At 58.3% G+C, this 22,308-nt stretch carries 15 protein-coding genes; 3 read left to right on the top strand and 12 right to left on the bottom strand.

Annotation, left to right across the window (positions count from 1 at the left end):
* Positions 1-12: 12 nt before the first annotated feature.
* The 5 genes from BSY16_RS11180 to BSY16_RS11205 form a co-directional block, all read right to left on the bottom strand.
* A complete protein-coding gene (locus BSY16_RS11180) occupies positions 13-780 on the bottom strand; it encodes an ATP-dependent metallopeptidase FtsH/Yme1/Tma family protein (protein ID WP_069059731.1) in 768 nt (255 codons plus the stop codon).
* Complete coding sequence (locus BSY16_RS11185) at positions 777-2,738, bottom strand: AAA family ATPase (protein WP_083242889.1); 1,962 nt, start codon at positions 2,736-2,738, stop codon at positions 777-779. The genes BSY16_RS11180 and BSY16_RS11185 overlap by 4 nt, the downstream gene beginning before the upstream one ends.
* Positions 2,731-3,234, bottom strand: a complete 504-nt coding sequence (locus tag BSY16_RS11195) for a hypothetical protein (RefSeq protein ID WP_069059734.1) — start codon at positions 3,232-3,234, stop codon at positions 2,731-2,733. Before BSY16_RS11195 ends, BSY16_RS11185 begins: the two co-directional genes overlap by 8 nt.
* Before the next feature lie 147 nt (positions 3,235-3,381).
* The gene (locus tag BSY16_RS11200; protein ID WP_069059735.1) at positions 3,382-4,518 is read right to left on the bottom strand and encodes a hypothetical protein; all 1,137 of its coding nucleotides are present in this window, start codon (positions 4,516-4,518) and stop codon (positions 3,382-3,384) included.
* Positions 4,519-4,839: 321 nt separating this feature from the next.
* Positions 4,840-5,943 (bottom strand): hypothetical protein, encoded by a 1,104-nt coding sequence (locus BSY16_RS11205; RefSeq protein WP_150129936.1) that lies wholly within the window; start codon positions 5,941-5,943, stop codon positions 4,840-4,842.
* A 418-nt stretch (positions 5,944-6,361) separates the two neighbouring features.
* Between BSY16_RS11205 and BSY16_RS11210 the strand changes: the two genes are divergently transcribed.
* Positions 6,362-7,297, top strand: a complete 936-nt coding sequence (locus BSY16_RS11210; protein WP_069059737.1) for an HNH endonuclease — start codon at positions 6,362-6,364, stop codon at positions 7,295-7,297.
* Positions 7,298-7,324: 27 nt separating this feature from the next.
* Here BSY16_RS11210 and BSY16_RS11215 read toward each other — a convergent pair whose 3' ends face one another.
* The 7 genes from BSY16_RS11215 to BSY16_RS11245 form a co-directional block, all read right to left on the bottom strand.
* On the bottom strand, positions 7,325-10,519 hold the full coding sequence (locus tag BSY16_RS11215) for a type I restriction endonuclease subunit R (protein WP_069059738.1): 3,195 nt from the start codon (positions 10,517-10,519) through the stop codon (positions 7,325-7,327).
* A gap of 1 nt (position 10,520) precedes the next feature.
* Positions 10,521-12,128 (bottom strand): FRG domain-containing protein, encoded by a 1,608-nt coding sequence (locus BSY16_RS11220; RefSeq protein ID WP_069059739.1) that lies wholly within the window; start codon positions 12,126-12,128, stop codon positions 10,521-10,523.
* The gene (locus BSY16_RS11225; RefSeq protein ID WP_083242890.1) at positions 12,125-13,486 is read right to left on the bottom strand and encodes a restriction endonuclease subunit S; all 1,362 of its coding nucleotides are present in this window, start codon (positions 13,484-13,486) and stop codon (positions 12,125-12,127) included. Before BSY16_RS11225 ends, BSY16_RS11220 begins: the two co-directional genes overlap by 4 nt.
* A complete protein-coding gene (locus tag BSY16_RS11230) occupies positions 13,473-15,032 on the bottom strand; it encodes a type I restriction-modification system subunit M (protein WP_069059741.1) in 1,560 nt (519 codons plus the stop codon). Before BSY16_RS11230 ends, BSY16_RS11225 begins: the two co-directional genes overlap by 14 nt.
* 165 nt (positions 15,033-15,197) lie before the next feature.
* A complete protein-coding gene (locus tag BSY16_RS11235) occupies positions 15,198-16,271 on the bottom strand; it encodes a DUF4917 family protein (protein ID WP_069061500.1) in 1,074 nt (357 codons plus the stop codon).
* A 376-nt stretch (positions 16,272-16,647) separates the two neighbouring features.
* Positions 16,648-17,928, bottom strand: coding sequence for an McrC family protein (locus tag BSY16_RS11240; protein ID WP_069059742.1), 1,281 nt, complete (start codon positions 17,926-17,928; stop codon positions 16,648-16,650).
* Positions 17,925-20,408: a DUF8426 domain-containing protein gene (locus tag BSY16_RS11245; protein ID WP_069061501.1), complete on the bottom strand. Its 2,484-nt coding sequence runs from the start codon at positions 20,406-20,408 to the stop codon at positions 17,925-17,927. Before BSY16_RS11245 ends, BSY16_RS11240 begins: the two co-directional genes overlap by 4 nt.
* A gap of 156 nt (positions 20,409-20,564) precedes the next feature.
* Here BSY16_RS11245 and BSY16_RS11250 point away from each other — a divergent pair, with 156 nt between their 5' ends.
* Together BSY16_RS11250 and BSY16_RS11255 are read left to right on the top strand one after the other, a co-directional pair.
* Positions 20,565-21,041, top strand: a complete 477-nt coding sequence (locus tag BSY16_RS11250) for a TIR domain-containing protein (RefSeq protein WP_069059743.1) — start codon at positions 20,565-20,567, stop codon at positions 21,039-21,041.
* Positions 21,042-21,145: 104 nt separating this feature from the next.
* Positions 21,146-22,078: a DUF2971 domain-containing protein gene (locus tag BSY16_RS11255; protein ID WP_069059744.1), complete on the top strand. Its 933-nt coding sequence runs from the start codon at positions 21,146-21,148 to the stop codon at positions 22,076-22,078.
* Positions 22,079-22,308 lie beyond the last annotated feature (230 nt).

The raw sequence follows: 22,308 nt of genomic DNA on the forward strand, positions 1-22,308 counted from the left end.
CACCGAAGGCTATCAGCTTCCACCGGCACGATCACTGTCTTTGAGGAGCCGCTTCACGGCCACTCCGTCAAGCGCCTGGGCATCGAACAGCGCCTTCACCAAAGCATCAAGTCCGTCCCGGTTTTCGTTCAGAACCTCGACGGCCCGTGCGAGCGCCTTATCAAGCCTCGCATGGATGCGAGCCGACAGATCCGGATTGCCATCGAGCACGGCGGTCGGATCTTTGTCGTCGCGGTAGAGCAGCGGCTGGATGGCGCCGAAGCCGAGGCTGCGCTCCATGGCGAGCGCCAGCCTTGTTGCCCGCGCCAGATCGCTGTCGTCGGTGCCGCCAGATCCGGCAGACACGCTCCCGACGACAATCTGCTCGGCGGCCCTCCCCGCCATCAGCATTGCCAGCATGTCCTCCCGATAGCCGAGGGTATCGCTGCCGGATGCAGTGAAGCCAAGCTGGCTATAGCCACCACCGCCAGGCGTATCGATGTTGAGGCCGTGGATTGGACCGAGCCGGAGAGCGTTGTGAACGACCGCATGGCCGGACTCGTGGATCGCAAAACGCCAGCGCAAATCATATGGCACCTGAGGACGGTCCATCCGGATGCCCTCCTCGATGTCTTCGTAACGGATCGACCGCTTCTGCCGGCGCGCTTTCAACCGCGCTTGCCGAACGATCCGCTCGATGTCGGCGCCTGTCATGCCCATGGCGCGGGTCGCGAGTTTGTTCAAAGCTGCCTGAACTGCTTCGGGCGTCACTGGTTCAAGGCGCGTGGATGTGATGGTCAATTCGCTGCTCCTTTCCGAGCTTTTCCGGAACCCTGTTCGCCGCTGTCTTCGCTGGCCTGTCCGTTAAAGGCCGATGGCTCATCCGTCATGCCGATGAGTTCGGGATTGCCCTCCTCCACCGCGGCGCTGACTGCGTTCTTGTCCCTAACCAGGGCCGCAACATCATCGCCCAGATGATAGGCGAAGATCTCCGCGAGCGTCGCGACATCAGGCAAGGGGATTTCGATATGCGTCTCAAGTCTCCCAGAGCGCTTGATCGCGTCATCGATCTGGTCCGGCCTGTTCGTGGCACCGACGATGACCAGCCCCTCGCTCTTCACGGCACCATCGAGCAGTTCGAGCGCCTTGTTGACGAGCGTATTCCAATAGTCGGCGTACTCCTGTTCCGCTGGCTGCCGTTTGCCGATGCCGTCGATCTCGTCGATAAACAGGATCGACGGCGCCAACGCACGCGCCTCCGCAAACGTCTTGGCCATCTTGTCGATGACATCATTGAGATGCCCGCCCTGAAGCCAGGTGGAAACGGAGGTGACGACCAGCGGAACCTGCAAGGAGTTGCACAGCGCGCGGGCGAAGGTCGTCTTGCCGGTCCCCGGCGCGCCGTAGAGCAGAAGTTTGGTGCTCATGTCCGCCCAGGCCAGCGAGCCTGCCCGGTAGTCGACGAGATCTACTTTCAGATCCAGTGCCCAGGTCTTGGCCTTGCCGTAGCCGGAGAGCGTTTCGACCGTCAGTGACGGGCGACCGGATGCATCGGTCTTATCCAGCGGCTCCGGCTGAATGACCTCGGCGCCCGATGGCTTGTCACGCTTCCACCCACCGCCGCCGTCCTTTCCGGACGAGGTCTTCTCTGACGATGCCGCATCCTTCTTCGACTTCGATGGCTTGCCGGCGTCGGTCGTAGCCGGATCGGCTTCGCCATCATCGCCGTCCCGGGCCGCAATGCGATTGCGCTCGGTGAGCGACGCCACCACCGCGATCACCTCATGGGCGCTCCGCCCCGGTCGGAACGCCAGCACGACGTCGTCGATGGTCAGGTAGTGGGCATCGTAGGCATTTGACCACTGCTCGAGAGCGGCGATGCCAGCAGTGCCATGCATCACTTCCACCATCGTACTGATGAAGGCATAATCCAGCCAGCCTGTGGAGAGATTGATATCGGCGGCAAGGGTGATCTCCGACGGAATGCACTCCGACTTCTCCGAGATGGCCACAACGGGATAATCCCGCGTCAGGGCATTCACCAACCGCCGCTGCAGCGCCGCCCCGCCGATGCGCCGGACATTGTCTCCGATGAACTGGATATAGGTCCGTCCCGCTCCTTCGGACGCTACAAAAGACCCGTCGTCATAGACATAGTCACCATCGATCCCATTCGGCGCACCCCCAGGGATAAAGCCGACCACCTCGATCAGCCGCCGCATGGCCTGCTCGAAGCCTGCCATCGGCGCATGCAGCGACACGACGGGCGCCGACATGGCGGCAGCACGCACAATCTTGGCAAAGGGCACGGGGCCATTCTCGATCGCACGGGCAAGCACGAGGGCGGCGACGATGTTGCTGACCAAGGGCGCCCTCCCTGCCCGGCCGACCAAGCTAACCGCGTAAGCGCGGCGAGCATGATCAGTGGCAGAGATAGATTCACCGCCTCCGGCCTGCGTCCCTCCAGACGGAAACGGCGAGACGAACGCATGAGGTCTGCCTTCGGTCACGACGATATCAGACGGCTGAGGCGGCGGCAGAAGATAGCCGCCAAAATTCCGGCGCAGCCATGCCAGGTCGCGATCACGATCTCCGGACAGACGAGACGTATCGAAGACCGGTGCGTAGCGCCGCAGCAGATGCCCGCTGACGTCAACGATCTTCATGTGCAGCAGACCATTGCGATGGCCATTGCGCTGCGCCTCACGACGGGCGATGCGCTCGAGGCGGCGAATGAGGAGACGCGACAGCTTATTCATCGATCCTACCCTCCGTCGTCGCGGCAATAATTGCCGTTTTGAGATCGGGCGACGGGGTCTTCGTCGGCTTGCGCCGCTTCAAGCTGCCCGGCCCTGCCTGGCGGCGCTCCCGGATCATACGGCGACCGAAGCGAGGCTTGGTCGAATGCGGCTTGGCCGGATCCGGCTGAGATGAGGCAACAAGATCGCGGTTGCGCCCGGCAAGCCAGTCGAGCAACAGGCGGCAGGCCGGATTACCGTGATCGGCATGCGCCCGTAGTCGGCCGATGATCGCATCCGGCACAATGCCGGTAAGGCAGTCGCCCTGCCGGACGTGACCGAGTGCCAATCCGATCAGGGCAGCCGGGTCGTCGGCAAGCGGACGGCCAAGACCGGATCCGGGATAGTGGAAGATAGTCCCATGCGAACGATGGCAGGCGAGGTTTGATGAGGCAGCGGACGAGATCGCCTCGCAACGGATGCGCGGCGGCACATCCGGATGGGTGTCAGAAGTCATGACGGCTCCTTGGCCGAACCGCTTTAGGTCCGGCGCCAATGAGATGAAGGAAGGATGAGGAGCCACGGCCTCTGGCCATGGCGGTCAACGTCCGATGCCTGACGGCGAGCGTCAGGGCACGGCGTTCAAATCATCATGGCACTTGGATCAATGCGCCGCCGGACGGCGGGCATAGCCGACGCGGAAGAAGACCGGTGTGGGCGCGTCATCCTCGATCTCATCGCACGGGCCGACATCGGCGCCCAGATCATCACAAGTGCGATCATCACGAGCGAGATCGCCCTCACCCAAGCGGGCAGCCTGGTCTTCCTCGAAGGTGCGGCCTGGACCGTTGAGATTGATCCGCGAGGGCATGGGAGCTGGCGAACGTCCGACCACGTCGGCCGCAACGGTCATGGCCCGCTCGTTCACCCCGATCGCCCTGCGCGCCTCGACTTCGAGAAGCTGCTGCACACGACGACCGAAGCGCCGACGCAGTTCTGCCATGCAGGCCGCGACACCATCGATCTCCAGAAGGTCGTCGATCTCAGAAAGAGCCCAGACACCACTGGCATGATCGCTTGGACGGCTGGCGCCATCGACGATCGCCACTTCGACCGTGTCGACCATCAACCGCTTCTGGTTCTTGTAAAGCCAGTCCGGCAGAACCATCGCTCCTGCCATCATCTTCATCTTCAGCTCTTCGAGGCGGCTCGTATCGCCATAGGACGCCAACGACCGCTTGAGGTCCAAGATGTAGGCCGTGTGACGCGCGCGGTTCACAACGATCAGGTCGGGGGTATAGCTGCCTTTCGCCGGCGCCTCGCAATCGAGCTTGATGCCGTCAAGGCTCGACCAGTCGTGTCCGGAGACGGCTTCCATCGCCGCCTTCACGAGCGGCAGCTTCAAGGACTGGGTCAGGACGAGGATGTTCGGGTTGGCCTTGGCCAGGCGGTCGACCGCCTGTTCCAAAAGCTTGCCTTCCCGGAATGAGACCGCGCGGACAAGCGAGGCGATATTGACGTAATGGCCGAGGATCTCGTCTTCGGTTGGTTCGCCATCCATGATGGCGGCAATGGCGCGATCGATCAGCAGATCGAGATCGGCCTCGACATCGGCGAAGCGAACGAGATGCGGATGACGGCGCAGGACCGCAGGCTCGTGGACTGAAGCCACAGCCTGAACTGCGTTACGGCCAAAGGCGAACAGCCGCGGGCGGGATGCGGCAGCCGCGGCGGCTTCGCTGGTGTTGATGATAGAACGGAGAACTTCCCCATAGGGAACAGAAGCGGTATTCGTGCTCATAGCCCGATTCCTTCTTGTACAAGGTTGACGGTCAGGCCCTTGTCGATGTTGGTAGCATCGGCTTGGGCCGTCTTGTTCCAGACATCCGGAACGTCCGCAACCTGACAGGACCCGAGGTCGGGCTCAAGGACCCCAAAGCAAAAAAGAGAACGAAGCCGGTACAAGGTTAACACCGGGCTCACAGTTCCCTGGCTGGAAGCGATCGAAAATTGCGGATCGTATTTCGTTGCCGCAGATTCTGGCTGGATCCGGAAATGAGAAAGGGCCGACGAGCGGCCCTCTCGAACTCGATGGCAAGACCGGTAGTCCGGCCTTCCAACTTTAAGCCGTGGCGGATGGTGGCGAGGTCGGCTTTGCCTTGGCCTGGAACGCCGGACGCTCGACACGCTTGGTGGTCTTGGCCAGCGCTTCCGTCAACGTGTGGATCGATTCCTCCTCCGTCTTCTCAGGCATCGACAAGTCGACCGTAGCGACGATGCCAAAGGCCGCCGCCATCGACGTCACCGCGTCTTCGATCGATGGCGCTCCGGCTGCGGCCGGCGTCGAAGCCTCGGGCGTTTCGACCATCACTGTCTCGGTTACGGGAACCGCGAGGGCAGCCGCCTTCGCATCCGGCCAGCTCGGCCCGGCCTTTTTCGAGGTCGCCCAGTCGAGCAAGGGGACGACCTCGGTTTCCAGCCAAGTCCGAAGTTCGGCTTTGTCAGGCCACGTCGTATCGCTACCCATCTTGTAGAGCATGGCGCTGACCGCAGCCCAGTTGGATCCGGACGGCAGCCGAGTGGTATCAATAACGAACGCAGCCCTAGAGTTGGGAATTACGAACTGCACAAGACTTTCGAGTTCCTTCTGCGCAAGTCGTGCCGTCAGGTGCGTCTTTTCGGCAAGGGACTTTTTGACGATGTTCTTTTTCGGCAACGCTTCAGCCACGTGGCCGCGAATCTCCTCAAGGTGCGCAACGAACGACTTCAAGCCATCGCGGACCTTGATAGCGATGATCGCCTTGAGCCCGTCGAGCCCACCGGCATCGTAGGGATCAACTTCCGGCATCTCATCGACGTCCGACTTCGACCTGGCGATGATGGCCGTGACATCCTGAACCCGCAGCCGATCGTGGGTGGTGGCAAAGCCGATGATCTGTTCGACCTGCGCCGGCGTGGCGCCGCTCATCTTTCCAAGCACGGTCGGGCCAACAGCAAGCGCCACAAGGATGGGCTTATAGGCACTCAGGTTGCGGTAAACCGCACGCCGCGTCCGGACGTGCCGCGCCGTGTAGCCGCAGCATTCGACCGCCCATTTCTCCACGGTACCTTCCGGGAGGAGCAAAGCGATCCTTTCGAGACGCTCCCCGGATTCGAAGGCCTCTTCCGTCGATCTGCGCTGCGCACCGATGAGGAGCTTGGCCTCATCCTCAAGCAGGATCTTCAACTCCTCGCCGATCGCGTTCTCTTCATAGAAGGGGCGGGCGGCAGAGGCAAAAGCGGATGCTTTATTGATGTTCTTCACAGTTTATCTCCTTGTGTGTTTGCGGAAGTAAGCTTCCATGAGCTTACCAAACTATTATCGCACGGAATCCGAATAATTAAACCAACTCAAGGTTTTGCAATAATTTGTTGCCAAGATATATACATCAGTAAATACTGTTTATACTTATAGAATGGTCATTTCGACCGCCTGACAGAGGAATCTTGCTTCTCGTTGAGGCAAGAAAAGCCTACACTTAATACGAGTGCGGCCTGAGGCGCTTTCCGGCCCGGGTGCACCCAAGCGCCGCCTTTCAACATCCTGCCCCGCCTGGTAGTCAGAACGGACTGGCCGCAACTCGTCTGCATGGAAAAGGGCGCTTATGGCAAAGGCAGTTCTGACGACAAAGATCGATCCGACCTATGACGATCTGCCCGAGCAGCGGTATCATTTCCCGCGGACCTATTTGCGTCAGATCGAGGCCGCGCGGAGAGACTGGATCGTCTATTACGAGCCACGGCGGCCCAGCGGTGATCTAATGAAGACGGGTGGCAAGCAGGCTTATTTCGCGACGGCCAGGATCTCCGACATCATCGAGGATCCCTCAAAGGCCGACCACTTCTATGCGCTGATCGAGGACTTTCTGCAGTTCGACCACGCCGTGCCGTTCAAGGAGGCTGATCACTATTATGAGAGCGGCCTGCGCAAGGAGGACGGCTCAACGAACAAGGGCGCCTTCGGGCGCGCCGTCCGCAACATCCCGGATGAAGAATACGACCTGATCCTCGCCGCCGGCTTCGCGCATGTGCTTGGTCGACGAGACCGCGAGCGACCGGCGCCCGATCCGGCCGAGGAGGCGCGTCTTGGGTTTGGTGACAATCCGCAGATGCCCTACGAGGTCGACAGCATAGACCGACGGATCGTCTCCCACGTGCTACAGCGCCCCTTCCGGGACCGAGCGTTTTCTGTGGCGATCAAGGCGGCCTACCAGGACACCTGCGCCGTAACCGGCCTCAAGCTGTTCAATGGCGGCGGGCGCTCGGAAGTGCAAGCCGCCCATATTCGTCCGGTCGCAGATCGCGGGCCGGATAGCATTCGCAACGGCCTCGCCCTTTCCGGCACCGTGCACTGGATGTTCGACCGCGGCCTGATTTCGGTCGATGACGATTACAGCCTGCTAATCGCTGACAGCGGTGTGCCCAATACCATCACGCGGCTCATTAATCCTGAGCGACGTCTGCTTGTGCCGACACGCGCGGACGAGCGGCCGCATTCGCAATTTCTGCAATATCACCGCATGCAGGTGTTCAAGGGGTGAGGTAGCAGCGGAAATAATTTCCGGCGATCACCTTCCGTTGCCGGAGGAGATCTCCTTCAGCAGCAGCTCCGCCTGAGCCAGCACTGTCTGAACGGCCTCCTGCTCGAGATCAGGCGGATAGCCGAACCGCTTCAGAACCCGCTTCACCAGAATCCGCATTTTCGCTCGGGCACTTGCCTTGTGCTGCCAGTCGACCGTGACCGAGCCGCGCATCTGCTCCACCAATTCGTGGGCAATGACACGAAGTTGCTCGCTGCCCATTGCCTCGACCGCGCTATCATTGCCCGCCAAGGCATCGTAGAAGGCGATCTCCTCCGGGGTAAGCCCCATCTCTTCGCCACGGGCCGAGGCAGCCTGCATCTCCTTTGCCAAGGCAATCAGTTCCTGGATCATCTCGACGGTGGAAATGGCATTGGCATGGTAACGCGCTACGGCTTCCTCTAGCCGACGTGAAAAGGTTTTGGCCTCGACCACGTTGGATTTCGAGCGGCTCTTGATTTCGCCGTTCAGCAGCTTTTTCAGCGCCTCCAGGGCAAGGTTCTTTTTCTCCATCTTCTGGATGTCGGCGAGGAACTGGTCGGACAGGACGGAGATATCGGGACTGTCGAGACCCGCAGCTTTCAGGATGTCGACGATCTCGGCATTGGCCACAGCCTGATTGAGAAGTTGTTCAACGGCCAGCGATTTCGCCCTGTCCGAGATCTTGCCGGTAGCCGTCGTCTTGACGAGCGCGGCTCTAACAGCCTGGAAGAAACCCACCTCATCCCTGATCTCGGCGGCGTCATCACTAGCAGAGGCAAGCGCATAGGCCTTGCTGAGTTCCAGAACGGCATCCTGATATCGCCGGTGGGCCTGTTTCTTGGCCTCCTGACTGTCGACTTTCGCGGCCTCCGCCTGCTGCCACTTCAGGATCCAGTCGATTCCGTCGGCGAGTGCTCTCAGCCGCTCGAACGGTTTACCCGATATGCCGAGACTGTAGTCGTGACCGGCGAACATGCCGCGGACGATTTCGTATTTTTCCAGGAGGAGCGCGACGGCCTGTTCCTCATCGATCCCCGTCTTGTCGCGGTCGGACTGGGAATACTGGGCAAGCGCCTTTTTCAGGTTGGTGGCGATGCCGATGTAATCCACGACCAGTCCGCCTGGCTTTTCCTTAAACACACGATTGACGCGGGCGATCGCCTGCATCAGCCCATGGCCCCGCATCGGCTTGTCGACATACATTGTATGCATGCAGGGCGCATCGAACCCCGTCAGCCACATGTCACGCACGATGACGAGCTTCAGCGGGTCCTCGACCTTCCTTGCCCGCTTGGCGAGATCGTCGCGCCGCCGTTTGTTGCCGATATGCGGCTGCCAGTCGAGCGGATCGGAGGCCGAACCAGTCATGACGATCTTGATTGCGCCCTTGTCATCGTCATCGGAATGCCATTCGGGACGAAGGGCGACGATCTCCTCGTAGAGATCAACGCAGATGCGGCGGCTCATGCACACCGCCATGGCCTTGCCGGGCAGGCCCTCAATTCGCTTTTCCAGATGGGCAACAAGATCGCCTGCAATCTGCTTGAGGCGCTTTTCCGCGCCCACCAGCCGTTCAACCGTGGTCCACTGGGCTTTTTGCTTTTCCTGCTCGGTCAGCGTCTCATCTTCAAGCATCGCTTCGATAGCGGCGTCGATCTTCGGCTTTTCGTCCTCATTTAGCTCTATCCGGGCAAGACGGCTCTCATAATAGATCGGCACCGTCGCGCCGTCTTCCACTGCCCGGCTGATGTCATAGATGTCGATGTATTCGCCGAAGATGGCCGGCGTGTTCACATCGGTCGCCTCGATCGGCGTACCCGTGAAACCCATGAAGGAAGCATTCGGCAGCGCCTGACGGATATAGTGGGCATAGCCATAGCGGCGCTCGCCGGTCTCCTGGTTCAGCTTGGAGTCAAATCCGTATTGGCTGCGGTGCGCTTCATCCGCCATCACAATGACGTTTCGGCGCTCGGTCAGAACCGGAAACACCTCCTCGCCCTTTTCGGGTGTGAACTTCTGCACCGTGGTGAAGATGACGCCGCCGGAAGCGCGGTTAAGCAGCTTGCGCAGATCGTCGCGACTGTCGGCCTGTTCCGGTGTCTGGCGGATGAGGTCCTTACACAGGCTGAAAGTACCGAAGAGCTGGTCGTCCAAATCGTTGCGGTCGGTGAGCACAATCAGCGTGGGGTTTTCAAGCGCGCGGGATCGCACGATTAGCCCGCCGAGAAAGGCCATCAGCAGGCTTTTGCCAGACCCTTGTGTATGCCAGATGACGCCGATCTTCCGGTCGCCATCCGGCTTCACCGCTTCGATAGCGCTGGTGATGGCTTTGCGGGCACCGTGGAACTGATGGTAACCGGCAATGATCTTGAACGGACCTTCGCCGCGATCGCCGAACACCGTGAAGTCCCTGATCAGAGCAAGAAAGCGCTCCTTATCGAATACGCCGCGCAGCAGAGTATCCATCTCATAGGGACCGTGGGGCATGAAGTCGCCATCCGCCCCGGTGACCGAACGCCAGGGCATGAAGCGCTCTTCATCTGCCGTCAGCGAGCCGATCCTTGCGAGCATTCCGTCAGAGGCGACCATGACGGCATTGGCGCGAAACAGCGACGGGATCTGCTCCTTGTAGGTCTGGAGCTGTCTGTATGCCTGATCGACAGTCGCGGTCTTGCTTGCGGCATTCTTCAACTCGATGATGCCGAGCGGCAACCCGTTGACGAAAACGATTACGTCAGGCCGACGCGTATGCTTGCCCTCGGCGACGGTGAACTGGTTGGTGACGAGAAATTCGTTCTTCTCCGGATGCTCGAAATCGATCAGCCAAACCTTGTCGCCCTTCACCTCCCCATCGCCGATGCCGAATTCGACATCGACGCCTTCGGTGATCAGCCGATGAATGCGGCGGTTCTCTTCCACCAGCGACGGCGTTTCCGTGATGGAAATCTGGCGGATAGCCTGTTCACGCGCATCTGCAGGGACGTTCGGGTTAAGACGTTCAACGCCCGCCGCGAGAATGCCAGACAAAAGGACGTCGCCATATGCTAGGCGAGCTGGGTTGCTGCCGTCCGGCGAAATGACTGCGTTCGATTCATAGGAGTAGCCGAGATCTTGAAAGGTGGAGATCACGACTTCTTCAACTAGCCCCTCGGAGAAGCCGGAATACCGCACATCATGCTGCTGGTAGTCCAAGTCCGCCATATCAGCTCCCCTCGCCATTTTGCGGCGAAGGCCGCGCGGCCGCGAAAAAATCGTATCCCGGCTTTCCCTTGCCGTCAAAATTCAGATTGTTAGTCTTGCGATATTCGGCCTCGAATATGTCAACGAGCTCATTTGCAAGGCGATTGGCCGAACTGCCGGCTCCGAGAAGGCCTAGCTGGCGTGACAAGCCCTTCTTCACGTTTGCTTTAGTTGTTTCCTTCAGTACCCAGTCGACGCTTTCCAGCTTCGCATAGTTTTGAATGATCTTCTTTGCCCATTCTTCGACGTCAATATCTGCATCTATCAATGCGGCCTGGTCAGAGATCGCACGTGCGACCTGCTCTCCCAAACTGGTGCCAGCAGCCGCTTGCGACGTCCGCTCTGCCTCTTGCGAGGAACTCTCGGCCCGCTCCGCGCTTCGTGTAGCCTTAACTTCAGCTTCCGCAATACGTCTTTCCTCAATGGCCGCTCTTTGCTCGTCCTTGTCCTCCTGGATTTTTCGAAGGAGCCAGTCGTTGCAATATTGAGCCGCACCGAAGGGGTCAGGGAAAAGGCTGCCGTGGTGAATGTTCATTTTCCGCAGCATTGCCAGGCACTCCGTGCGCCGGACATTGGGGATGTGAATCTTGCAGATAAACGGAGCCATTTTCCTGGCAATTTCATTGGCCGGAAATTCGAACCCATCGTCGGGCGTCGGAAGATCCTCGAAGCCGTCGAAATCAATCGCCGTGTTTTCTTGGAGCGAGTTGATGATGTAGGATTCAAAATTCTCGCTGCCCGACGGGGTCAACGTGAAGAGCCCTGCCTGATTGACCAGTCTTGAGTTGTCGTTCGACCTTGGCTCAATGAACAACTCCGGGAGGGCTCCCTTGAGACGTGTCATATCGAGGCAGAAAATCGATCTGCTATCGTTCTGAACGTTTTCGGGATCTGCTTCGGCAAATGTGAAGTAAAGAGAAACAAAGGGCGATTTCGACCAGTCGAGCAGAGGTGTTGCAAGGCCGACATGTTGGCCGTAAGCCCACACATCCTCATCGTTCATCGATGTAAGATCCGGCCCCCGGCCACGCATCGCAAGACGGAAATAGGTCAGCAGTTCATCCCGTTCTTCGTCGGGTATACGTCCGTCCGAGAATTGTCGCGTCAGCGTGGACGCCAATGGCCAGTCATAACCGCGCTGGCCACGATAGATGACTTCGTGCCTTGCCCTGTTCTGGCCGGGGTCTCGCATGACCTCTACAAAATGGTCCCAGCCCAGAACGCGACACGTCGGCAGCAGGCCGTCGATGGTGTTGTTTGGCGCCGCGAAATCAGGCCAGACGGGAAGTGAGAGATGATATGGACGGTTCCTAACTGCAACAGTTCGCCAATCCTCCAGAAATGGCAGAAGTCGCGCTTTGGTTGGAGCAGGATTTTTCTTTCTTCGCTTCAACTCTTTCGCCACGAACACGGAAAGATCGTCAAGTTTCGCATCTCCATCCAACAGATACTTGGGGTGATCTCCCAGCGCCGCCACGATGGTTTCCAGATCACCCCCGGCGATTTGCACGAGCCCCTCTGGAGCGCACTTGATAAGATATTCTGCTATGCCGTGGCGTAGATCACTCATGCAGCCGCCTCAATGGCCTCGTCCAGACGAATTTCACCAGACATGAGTTTTGGGAGGATGAGGTCTCGGGTGCTTGTGAGGGTGCGGCTTTCCAAATCGTTGTGAATTGTTCGATCAACTATGGGCTGAATGATCTCTCCCATTTTTTCAATCGTCGCCGGGTGAGGGCAAATTATTTGAGCGGCGCTCAAATGCGAACGTTGTATGTGGCCCATGGTCGTGGCCTTCGATGCGGCAATTCTCTGAAATTCGGGCATATGGTAGTAGATCCAATGCGCGAAAAACCAGTTCGGATACACCGCAGATGACACCTTAAAGAGATGCTGATTCAACGCTCCCACGCCATCCGTCCAAAATTTCGCGAGCAAACTTCCGGACCATGAGAAAAGAAAATCACGATCGTGAATGATATATTTCTGTGGAACGGACGGGGACGCTCGACCAGATTTGGGCGTGATGCCAGAACGTAGCTCGGCGATCTTAATCACAGGCAAGCTGTCTTCACCGTCTGCGGCTGGATACTTTTGCAAAGCTATCCCATTCAGAAAGTCAGCGATCTCATCCAGTCCCTTTGTATGCCAACCTTCTGGCACTCCATCATCACCAAGAACAGCGGGTAATAGATCGGCCAGGGCTTGTGCCCGTTCGGCATCCTGCACAAGGCCGCCCATGATGGCGACCGGATCGGTTGCACCCTCCAGCTTGCGGCGGGTGGGGCCGAAATCCACGAACCAGTCGCGGAAGATCGCTTGCGCCATCGTCTCCAGCGTCTCGTTCATCCGCCGGTTCAGTTCGATCTTGTCGTCGAGTGAGCTAAGAATAGAGCCTATTGCTTCCTGTTCAGCCAATGGTGGTAAAGGCATCTCAAAACTCTCAATATGCCCCTTCGTGATGGCTCTTCGGGACCCACCAGCGTTGAAGCCCTCAATGTATGATTTTACCTCAGGGCTGGCTAAAAACGACATCAGGTATTGCGCATCAGCGAGTGTAGGCACGGGACGCACAATGGCGACATGTTGGTTCACACAGGCTGGCAAAACGCGATTCGGCACGATCGTCGATCTAGCGAAAGTCACGCCGTCGCCGGTAATGTTCAAAAGAATATCACCATCCTTCACCTCAGCGTTGCGAAGTGAGTGGGCCTGATCGTCTGTAATGAACGAGACACTGCTTGTGTCGAAATATCGATCGTGGACGCTTTGGCTACGGATGAGTGCATAGTTTTGCCGTTTCTGTAGATAGGCCTTCTCGCCTCCTCGTGGTGTCGCTCCCGATCCGATCTTCGATGTCAGGTCGCGAAGTCTCGCTACAGTCCAGTGGCGAGGTATTGGCCCAAAAGGCGATTTATACTGCATCATCGACCGCCCGTAGATTGGCTGCGATCTTTGACTCCAGCCTCCGCCCTTCCTCAAACTGTGCGAGCAACGTCGCCCTCAATCCTTCGAACTTCTCCGCAAACGAAACCCCATCATCTTCAGCATCCGCCGCGCCCACATAACGCCCCGGCGTCAGCACATGGCCGTGCCTCCGTACCTCTTCCAGGCTGGCGGATTTGCAGAAAGCCGGTTCGTCCGCGTAGTCCGCCCAGCCGTTCTTTGCCCGCGTTTCCGGCTTCGAGCGCCAACGGTGATAGGCGCCGGTGATCTTGTCGATATCCTCTGCCGTGAACTCGCGGCGCACCCGGTCCACCATGAAGCCGAGCTTGCGGGCATCGATGAAGAGGATTTCCCCCCGGCGGTCGCGGTGGCCATTAGCGCTCTTGTCGCGAGCCAGAATCCACAGGCAGGCGGGGATCTGGGTGGAATAGAAGAGCTGGCCCGGCAGGGCCACCATGCAATCTACCTGATCCGCCTCGATCATTGCATTGCGGATGTCGCCTTCGCCGGATTGATTAGAGGACATGGAGCCATTGGCCAGCACCACGCCCGCCGTGCCGCGCGGGGCAAGATGGTGGATGATGTGCTGCAGCCAGCCGAAATTGGCGTTGCCATTCGGCGGCTTGCCAAACTTCCAGCGGGCGTCTTCCGCCAGCCGCTCACCGCCCCAGTCGGAAATGTTGAAGGGCGGGTTGGCCAGGATGAAATCGGCCTTCAGGTCCGGCAGTTCGTCGCGGTGGAAACTGCCTTCGTTGTTCCAGCGGATATCGGCATCGATGCCCTGCACGGCGAGGTTCATCTTGGCCAGACGCCAGGTGGTGTGGTTGATCTCCTGGCCATAGACGGCGATGTCATTGCGCCGGCCGCCATGCTCCTCGATAAATTTTTCCGACTGTACGAACATGCCGCCTGAGCCGCAGCAGGGGTCGTATACGCGGCCTTTATAAGGCTCCAGCATCTCGACTAAGGTTCGCACCACGGAACGCGGCGTGAAGAACTCGCCACCACGCTTGCCTTCCGAGCCAGCGAAACCGGACAGGAAATATTCGTAGACCCGACCCAGCAGATCCTTGGCCGTATCCTTACTGTCATGCAGGCCGATGTTGGAGAACAAGTCGATCAACTCGCCAAGCATGGTCTTGTTCAGTGTCGGGCGGGCATAGTTCTTTGGCAGAACGCCCTTCAGCCCCTCGTTCGACGGGAAGCGCTCGATCGCTTCCATCGCCTCGTCGATCAGCTTGCCTATCTCAGGCCGCTTGGCATTCGCCTGCAGAAAAGGCCAGCGCGCCTCTGTTGGCACCCAGAAGACGTTTTCCGCGAGATACTCTTCCGGATCTTCCGCATCGGCGTATTCGTCCGCCGTCAGCTTGGCGTGTAGTCCTTCGAAGGCATCCGAGATGTATTTCAGGAAGATGAGCCCGAGCGCGACATGCTTATATTCCGAAGGCTCCAGATTGCCCCTGAGCTTATCGGCAGCCTTGAACAGCTCGGCCGTGAAGCCGAGGTCGCCATTATTCTCTTTCGCCACGCGGGCAGTCTCCCCAAATCATTTGAGGCGACAGTAGGATGAGCCGCTTTCACATGTAAAGGCTGATGCTCCATCCTGGATTGCAATAGGGCAAAGTTAGCCCGCTATCTCCAAATGGAGCCGGAAATTATTTCCGGTACGCGATAGGCGGGCAGGTGGCGGCTGCTATGGATAGGTCCACGGGTTCGCCGTAGCAGCGTCATAGAATGCGACTTCCAGCGGAAACCTATCGTTACGCATGGCGGCCAGCCTATTTGCTTTGGCAATGATCTGTTGGTTTCCGGGTGCGGCCGGATCTCCAAAAAGACTGACATACAGTTTCCCGAAACGCCCGGTTCCGAACCGGCGCAAAATATGATCATCGTTGTCAGCCAGCGAGTGGCCCAACACGAAGAAACAATGCCTTCCCTGTTGCGCGTTCGCAGTCAGTTGCTTGAAGCCCTGGTAAAGATAGGCATTGTGCCGGATCTTCGCTTTCTTCTGCGCGCTGGATCCCTCGGTCACGAACAACGGATACTTGTTGTCGTTGATCGCTCGGCGCGCCTGGTCAATCAGTCGATCGTTGGTCCTAACCCATGTGTATTTTTGGAGCTCGGTGCCCGCGTCAAAGAGATGTAGCGCGCCGTGCAAAAAATGCACCTTCGCGTTATGTGCGCCGACTTCTCCTTGCCACACGACATAGTCGGCAGACGGATCATCTTCGTCGTTTCCAAAACCGTCGTTGGTGGCGAGATCAACGACTTCTGAAAATGGGTTATCCTCATGCATCAACGTCCAATACAAGAGGAGATCATAGTTCAGTGTAAAGATCTGCCCGTCGTTCTGTCGTCCCAGAAACATGCTTAGAAAACGACGACACGCCCAAAACTTGTCATTCGAAATATCCGAGGGAACATCTGGGTGATTTCCCGCGATAGCGGAAAGCAAAATTTCCTTCAGAGCATTGGCGTCGGCCTGCATCTTTGCGGCAGCATCAACGTGACCAGGCGTATAGATGCTTGTCAAAAGTGCGCCGGCTTCGAGATTTTTAATCGCAACTTCGAAGTCCTGAGTCTTGAGGACTTCGAAAACCTTGACGAGCTCGGGATTTTTGGAAAAGTCAGCAGCGCTGAAAAGCGACCCATAGTGGAAGATGTCAGGGCAGCACGCGATGCTGAACCCGTTGCCAAGCAACAGATGTCGTTTTGAAAATTGGCGGGAGTCGGTAATTGCCTCTGCAAAGCTTAGAAGATCGACCACGTAGTTCCCCAACCTCAATTTCGCGCTTGCCGTTTTAAATCTTTACTTGTTTCATCAAATATCACAACTCTTAGAATAGGAGTTCTGGCAATAAAAATTTATCCGCTCCCGGCTCTCAGAGACAATAGTTTGCTGAACAACGGTTCGCGCTACCGTAACATCGGGTCTGGGGCCAAGACACAAAAGCCATGACAAACGGTGGCATCTACGGTTGCTCGCGATCGGATAGACAGATCGAGCGCAGGCGTGCGAGCAGCCAGCAGAATTCGCTAATCGCCGGCTCAATAGAAGGTGCGGTCACCAGCCGATTGAAATGCAAATTCAGTTTGGCCTGAATATGATGAGGTCTTATGGATGCTTGGGGGAGTTTGACCGATTATTGCAGAACAAGCGCTGCGAGACGCTGGGCGCACCCCGAGAGCATCGCAATATCGATTGTCGCGATGCTGAGGCGCTTACTAATGCCGGTGATCCGATGGGCTGCAAGGAGACCTTCGTCAGCACCCAGCCGAGCGTTGTGAGGATACAAAAGCATAAGGGCGTCCGACTGGTATAGCTCACCATACGCCATCATTTGGTAGATATCGCCCTGCGAAACACCTTGCTTGGGGTCATCGAGCAGGGAAGCGATACGTTTCCATTTCGTATCGATGACCTGTATCACCCCATTGCCCCGCTTTATAAGGATATCGGGCCGCGTCTGGAACAGTCCGTGCTGATCCTCCGTTTGGAGGCAGTAGAGGCGACCGCCCTGGCTGACCACTCGCAGTTCCGTCCCCACAAGGCCGCGCTTTAGCATCCGGGCTACATATTCTTCAAACAGCACGTTCATTTCGAAAAGGAGCGAGAAGCCATCAGCACCCCCGCTGGAAGTCGTCTGGAAGCGATCACCCAGCAGCAATCGAGCCAGGTTAAGAAGCTCACGCCAGCGGCTGTTGGTCCGGTCGAGGACGACGTCGTCCCATCTCAAAGCTGACACAGGCAGATCCGAGATATCAGCATATGCGAACGAAAGCTCCCGGAGCCGCGTCAGATTATCGGATGTCCGCGCAATCCTACTGAGCCGCAGAACTGCTGCCTTCATGATCTGGTTAAGAGTAATGTCGGCGGTCAGTTCGTCGTAGCGGCAGGCGACCAGAGAAGGAGCGGCCGCCAAGGTAGTGAACTGCCTCTTGGCATCGAGGCGGCCACGTAATACGGGCAGATCGTCTTGGTGCTGCAAATAGCGCCTTGGCATCCCCTGACGGATGCTGTCTATCAGCTTGGTCGTGAAAAGCCGGATCAGGATCTCCAGAAGCGTTTCTTCTTGCCAGTGTAAGGCCGTAACCTGTCCGGCTTCGATTTTCAGGTCTAAAGCAACCGCGAGCATGTGCACCAACCGGCGCCGAACGGTTCCGATCGCCTCTCTACCTTCTTCGCCGGGTGTGTCGATCTTAGGCAGGATTTCTAGGGCGCAACCGCCTGCAGCGACGACGCCAACGACACCACGGGCGCGCAGAGCCTTGCGTCCATGCTCGAGAACACCTGCTTTTCCGCGCCGCGCCAACGGAGAAGCGGAAGCGACCGCAGCTATTCGGTCGGCGACTTCCGCTGGTATTTCATCCGGAGCCGGACCATATTTGATGGAGCTCCATTCCAGCACCGTGCGCCGGATCATGACGGGGAGAACTCGTCGAAGGAGAACGTCTGCCGCACCTTCCACCGGTATCGGGTACTGGTTTCCTCATCCTGTGCCATGCCGTTGGGCGGTATCAGGCGAACACGATCTATAAATCGTCCCTCCCGGCTGCCCTCGCTTTCTGCAGCGTCGCCGAGGACTGCCGCGACCTTTGACCAGTCCTCATAGAAGTATTCGACCAGTAGCGGGATTACCTTGTACCGCACGACGGCTTCAACATCTTCGCGAGTCCTACAGTCAAAGAAGTATGCATGGCCTATCTGGTGCTCGCGGTCGAAGAGGTACTCAATCCGCTCGTTGATGGTATTCAGCAAGCTGGGGAGGTCGATGCCGTCGACCTGACTGAGGACCGAGGCGTCGGGCATTAATTCCTTGAACTCGAACCGACGCCGTAGTGCAGTGTCAAGGAGGGCGATTGACCGATCGGCAGTGTTCATCGTCCCTATGATGTGGAGATTGGAGGGCACGCCGAACATTTCAGCCGAATAAGGGAGCCTTACCTTCAGCGCGTTCTGCTGCCCCAACCGCTTGTCCGGCTCCAGCAGGGTGATCAGTTCGCCGAACACCTTCGAGATGTTGGCCCGGTTGATCTCGTCAATAATGAGCACGAACGACTCTGGCTTCCCGCTGCCAGTGCTCTGCTGACTCGCGATGTATCGCTCGAGCGCGGGTCGGTTCAAATCCGAGTTATCAAGCAGATAGATCGATTTCTGGCTGAAACTCCGGCCATAGATTTCGCTAACCGGGACGCCGGCGCGATCAATCCACAGCCATCGAACAGGCTTGCGATGCGCATAACCGCCACCTTCGCGGGGCGCGAAGTTGTAGTCACCGCTGACCTCTCCGATGGCGCGGAAGAGGCTGTTGCCCTTTGACACCACAATGATGTCACCCTTCCGCAGGCCATTGCGGAAAATGAACGGCATTTGCACGCGACCGCTCGATGCGTTGGGCTCTCCGCCACGCGTCCCCTCCGCGCGAACCGCCTCGATGATAGCCTCGCGACTAGAATACTTCCCGCCAGTCCAGTCGATCTCTTCGAATCCCAGAAGCGTGTAACCGCCCTCGATCGCCTCCTCGAACAGATGGGCATCTTCCGAGCTAAAAGCCTCACCGATGGACATCTTGAAGACCTGGCGCCCGTCCAAGGAATAGTGAACGTTGCCCGAGCCGGTACTTGTTTCCGCTCTCCTAGCAATACGACGGAAGACACCCTGGACGACTTTCAGCTCAAAGCCGGCCCCACCCTCATCAGTGGTCTGGGTCGGTCGCAGTCCCTCAACGAAATCCTCATAGGCGACAGATTGGTGGAAGGTGACGAATTCTATACGACCGGCCTCGAGCAACTGCCGATATATCGCCATCAGTTGGGCTCGATCTTCAGGCACGGCCTCGCCGCACAACCTAACGGCTTCCTGCGCCGTCGCGAAAGTCTTCCCGGTGCCAGGAGGTCCGTAGAGGATCAGGTTGGTCGGCTGGTTCATCGGCGCCTCCAAATTGCTCTCCCGGAGCGGCAAGGAAATGTCCGCAGGTTCACCATCCTGGGCGCTGCCTTGTGACGGCACGCCGATCTGCCTTGCAATATCCGGGTCAAGTTCATAACGCACAAGCTTTTGTTTGCCGTATGCGAGGTAATTGACGACCCCGCCGGCAGTCGACTGAGTTCTGGCGGGTAGCCGATCCACGATCATGGCCTTGGCAATTTCGGCGATCGTGTCGACCTCCAGCGCCTCCTCGGTGAGGTTGCTGGCACCGGCTGGTTTGATGCGGAACGACGATCTCCCCGTCTGTCGGTTGCCGTTTCTCACCGGTTTGAATGAGGCACCAGACGCGTCGAAGAGGACGAAGGGGCGGTCACTGGTACGTCCGAGATCCGGGGCACCAAACAGATGGAACCTGAAGATCGTCGCGGAGCTCATATCTCGCCCTATTTGTTCAGGTGGCTCGACTTCGGCCAGTTCCATGAATTTGGGGCGGGTAAGCGCTTGGCATATATTTGGCCAGGCCTGGTTCAGACCCAAGGCCTCATTGACATCTCTAACCAGCACCTCGACCGTAGTCTCATCGTTTTCGCGGGCTGCTTCAATGTAATGCTCAAGGACGTACTGCCGAATTCTGTCAGCGTCCTTGTCCCCTCGCGGCTCTCCGCTGAGAAATTTGCCGTACTGTACAAGCCAAGATCTCCAGTTGGCCAGTCGGCCACTTGGGTTGGTAGCCTCAGGCATAAGTATCTTAAAGTGGCTGCCGCCATTGGCGAAGTCCGCGCGGAACTCCTTGATTCGGCGGCGTAGATGCTCAAGGCGGTCGTCCCGCCACGCAGCATCGAGATCAGAATGCGGCGACCCCAGACTAGCAAGGTTTCTCTCGATCCTTTTGAGCGCTTGAATGCGGGTTCTCCGCGCCTTCTCAGAATCAGCATCACCCTGCTGAAGCCATTGATCGAATGCTTTTTCCTGCACTTGCTCCCCATTCGCTCCAAGCATCTCTAAATTTTCATCGCTAACAGAAAGAAGCTTCCGCCGGGAGTCAATGATCAGTCGATGTGTCGGGTATCGCCGCCTTGGTAATCGTTGCCGCTAAGTTCTCTAACGTTGTTGGCAAAGGTGAGTTGGACCATGCTCAGTGGGTTTTGGGCGCCTGAGGGCCAACTGAAGCGTTCAAAGCGGGTTTTCATTGTGCACGGCCACGACGACAACATGAAGCTCTCCGTTTCTAACTTTCTGATGGCCATCGGTCTGGAGCCAGTCATTCTGGCTGACCAGGTGAATGCCGGGAAAACGATCATTGAAAAGTTCGAACGAAATGCTGATGTCGGCTACGCCGTCGTCCTGCTTTCGCCCGATGACTACAGCCCCGAGGGGGGTGATGGACGCGCGCGCCAGAACGTCATACTCGAGTGGGGCTACTTTATCGGTAGACTCGGCCGGTCGCATGTCTGCGCGCTGAAGCGCGGTCATGTCGAGTTGCCGTCGGACATCATCGGGATGGTCTGGGAGAACTTCGACGAATACGGCGGCTGGAGGACACGTCTGGTCAAGGAGTTGATCGAGGCGGGGGTCGCGGTCGACGAGCACAAAGCGCGAATGGCATGATCGCGTCACATCGATGACGCGCACCGCGAAGTCGTTCCTGCGAAATGCGGAGATAATCCGAGGACGCAGGACTTATCTTCTCATCAGCGAGGACGCCCAGGGATATGAGTGACGAGCTTACCACGCGCGACATCGACGCTCCGGAAGGCGAAGACGTGCCTTGGATGCCGCCGCCGTTGTTCAAATATGTACGGCTCGACAGAGCGTTGGCGATCCTCAAAGGTCGGGACATCCGGTTCACCCAGCCTCGCTTCCTGAACGATCCCCATGAGTTGAGTGTGGAGATCAACCCGCAAAGCCTGACCCGAGATTACTACGAGCATTTGGTGGGAGCGGGCGTGCCGCCCGAGCGTGCCGCCGATATGGCGTGCGGAAACGTCGATAGCCTCGTGATCAAACGGGTCGCCTGGGTAATGACCGAACGCGAGAAGCTTGGTGTGCTGTCGCTGTGCGACACCGCGGACAATATGCTGCTTTGGGCGCATTACGCCGACGAGCACCGTGGTGCTGTACTCGAACTCGATGTCAGTGACCTGATCGTCAAGCGTCAGGCACCGGACGAGATCCAGGCGATGGCGCAGGTCAGCTATAGCGACGAGCGCATCGATTTCGTCGGCCGCGGCCTTCCGCTCTGGATGACGCTAAATTACAAAAGCGCTGCCTGGGCCTATGAGCGCGAGTGGCGGCTCTACCGCTCGCTTTCGGCCTTGCGGCACAAGACGGGCGATATCTATGTCGCCGAACTGCCGCCGATCGCGGTTAAGCGCATCATCTTCGGCGCAAGAGCGGTGCCCATTGAAGAGGACACGATCCGGTTCATCCAGGGGAGTGCAGATCACCAGCACATCCGCATCGAAAAGGCGATGTTCAGTCATGGTCTAGTCGGGCTGGATTTTAAGAGCGCTGGAGAGTTCGCAGGGGCGATCCTGCACGGCGAACACCACTTCGGCGACAATTGGCGCCAGCTTCGCCAATGGGTAGATTTGTCCAAGATGGAAGCCGCGGAAAAGGGCGTGGGACTGCCGCCACTGCCCTGAACCTTCCCGGCACCCTAGGCCCCTGACGAACCCATTTGCGCCATTGCCGCCGTGTCCCGGGCGGCGCCCCGGCGGAACGGCTATCATCAAATGCCTTGGAAGTAACCTGCGCTAGCGGCGGCATTCGGGATCGCGTTTTGTCTGCGCGAACGACGGGATGGAAGGCGCGAAGCGGCCATCCGCGCGGCGACCGCGGGAACGTAAACTTCAGCCCGAAAGCGGAAATTATT

The sequence above is a fragment of the Sinorhizobium sp. RAC02 genome (genome assembly GCF_001713395.1).
Lineage (GTDB): Bacteria > Pseudomonadota > Alphaproteobacteria > Rhizobiales > Rhizobiaceae > Shinella.

Bases quoted from the DNA above. Each gene is read 5' to 3' on its own strand.
- BSY16_RS11185 (WP_083242889.1), bottom strand. From the start codon at position 2,738: ATGAATAAGCTGTCGCGTCTCCTCATTCGCCGCCTCGAGCGCATCGCC.
- BSY16_RS11195 (WP_069059734.1), bottom strand. From the start codon at position 3,234: ATGACTTCTGACACCCATCCGGATGTGCCGCCGCGCATCCGTTGCGAG.
- BSY16_RS11200 (WP_069059735.1), bottom strand. From the start codon at position 4,518: ATGAGCACGAATACCGCTTCTGTTCCCTATGGGGAAGTTCTCCGTTCT.
- BSY16_RS11210 (WP_069059737.1), top strand. From the start codon at position 6,362: ATGGCAAAGGCAGTTCTGACGACAAAGATCGATCCGACCTATGACGAT.
- BSY16_RS11215 (WP_069059738.1), bottom strand. From the start codon at position 10,519: ATGGCGGACTTGGACTACCAGCAGCATGATGTGCGGTATTCCGGCTTC.
- BSY16_RS11220 (WP_069059739.1), bottom strand. From the start codon at position 12,128: ATGAGTGATCTACGCCACGGCATAGCAGAATATCTTATCAAGTGCGCT.
- BSY16_RS11225 (WP_083242890.1), bottom strand. From the start codon at position 13,486: ATGATGCAGTATAAATCGCCTTTTGGGCCAATACCTCGCCACTGGACT.
- BSY16_RS11240 (WP_069059742.1), bottom strand. From the start codon at position 17,928: ATGATCCGGCGCACGGTGCTGGAATGGAGCTCCATCAAATATGGTCCG.
- BSY16_RS11250 (WP_069059743.1), top strand. From the start codon at position 20,565: ATGCTCAGTGGGTTTTGGGCGCCTGAGGGCCAACTGAAGCGTTCAAAG.
- BSY16_RS11255 (WP_069059744.1), top strand. From the start codon at position 21,146: ATGAGTGACGAGCTTACCACGCGCGACATCGACGCTCCGGAAGGCGAA.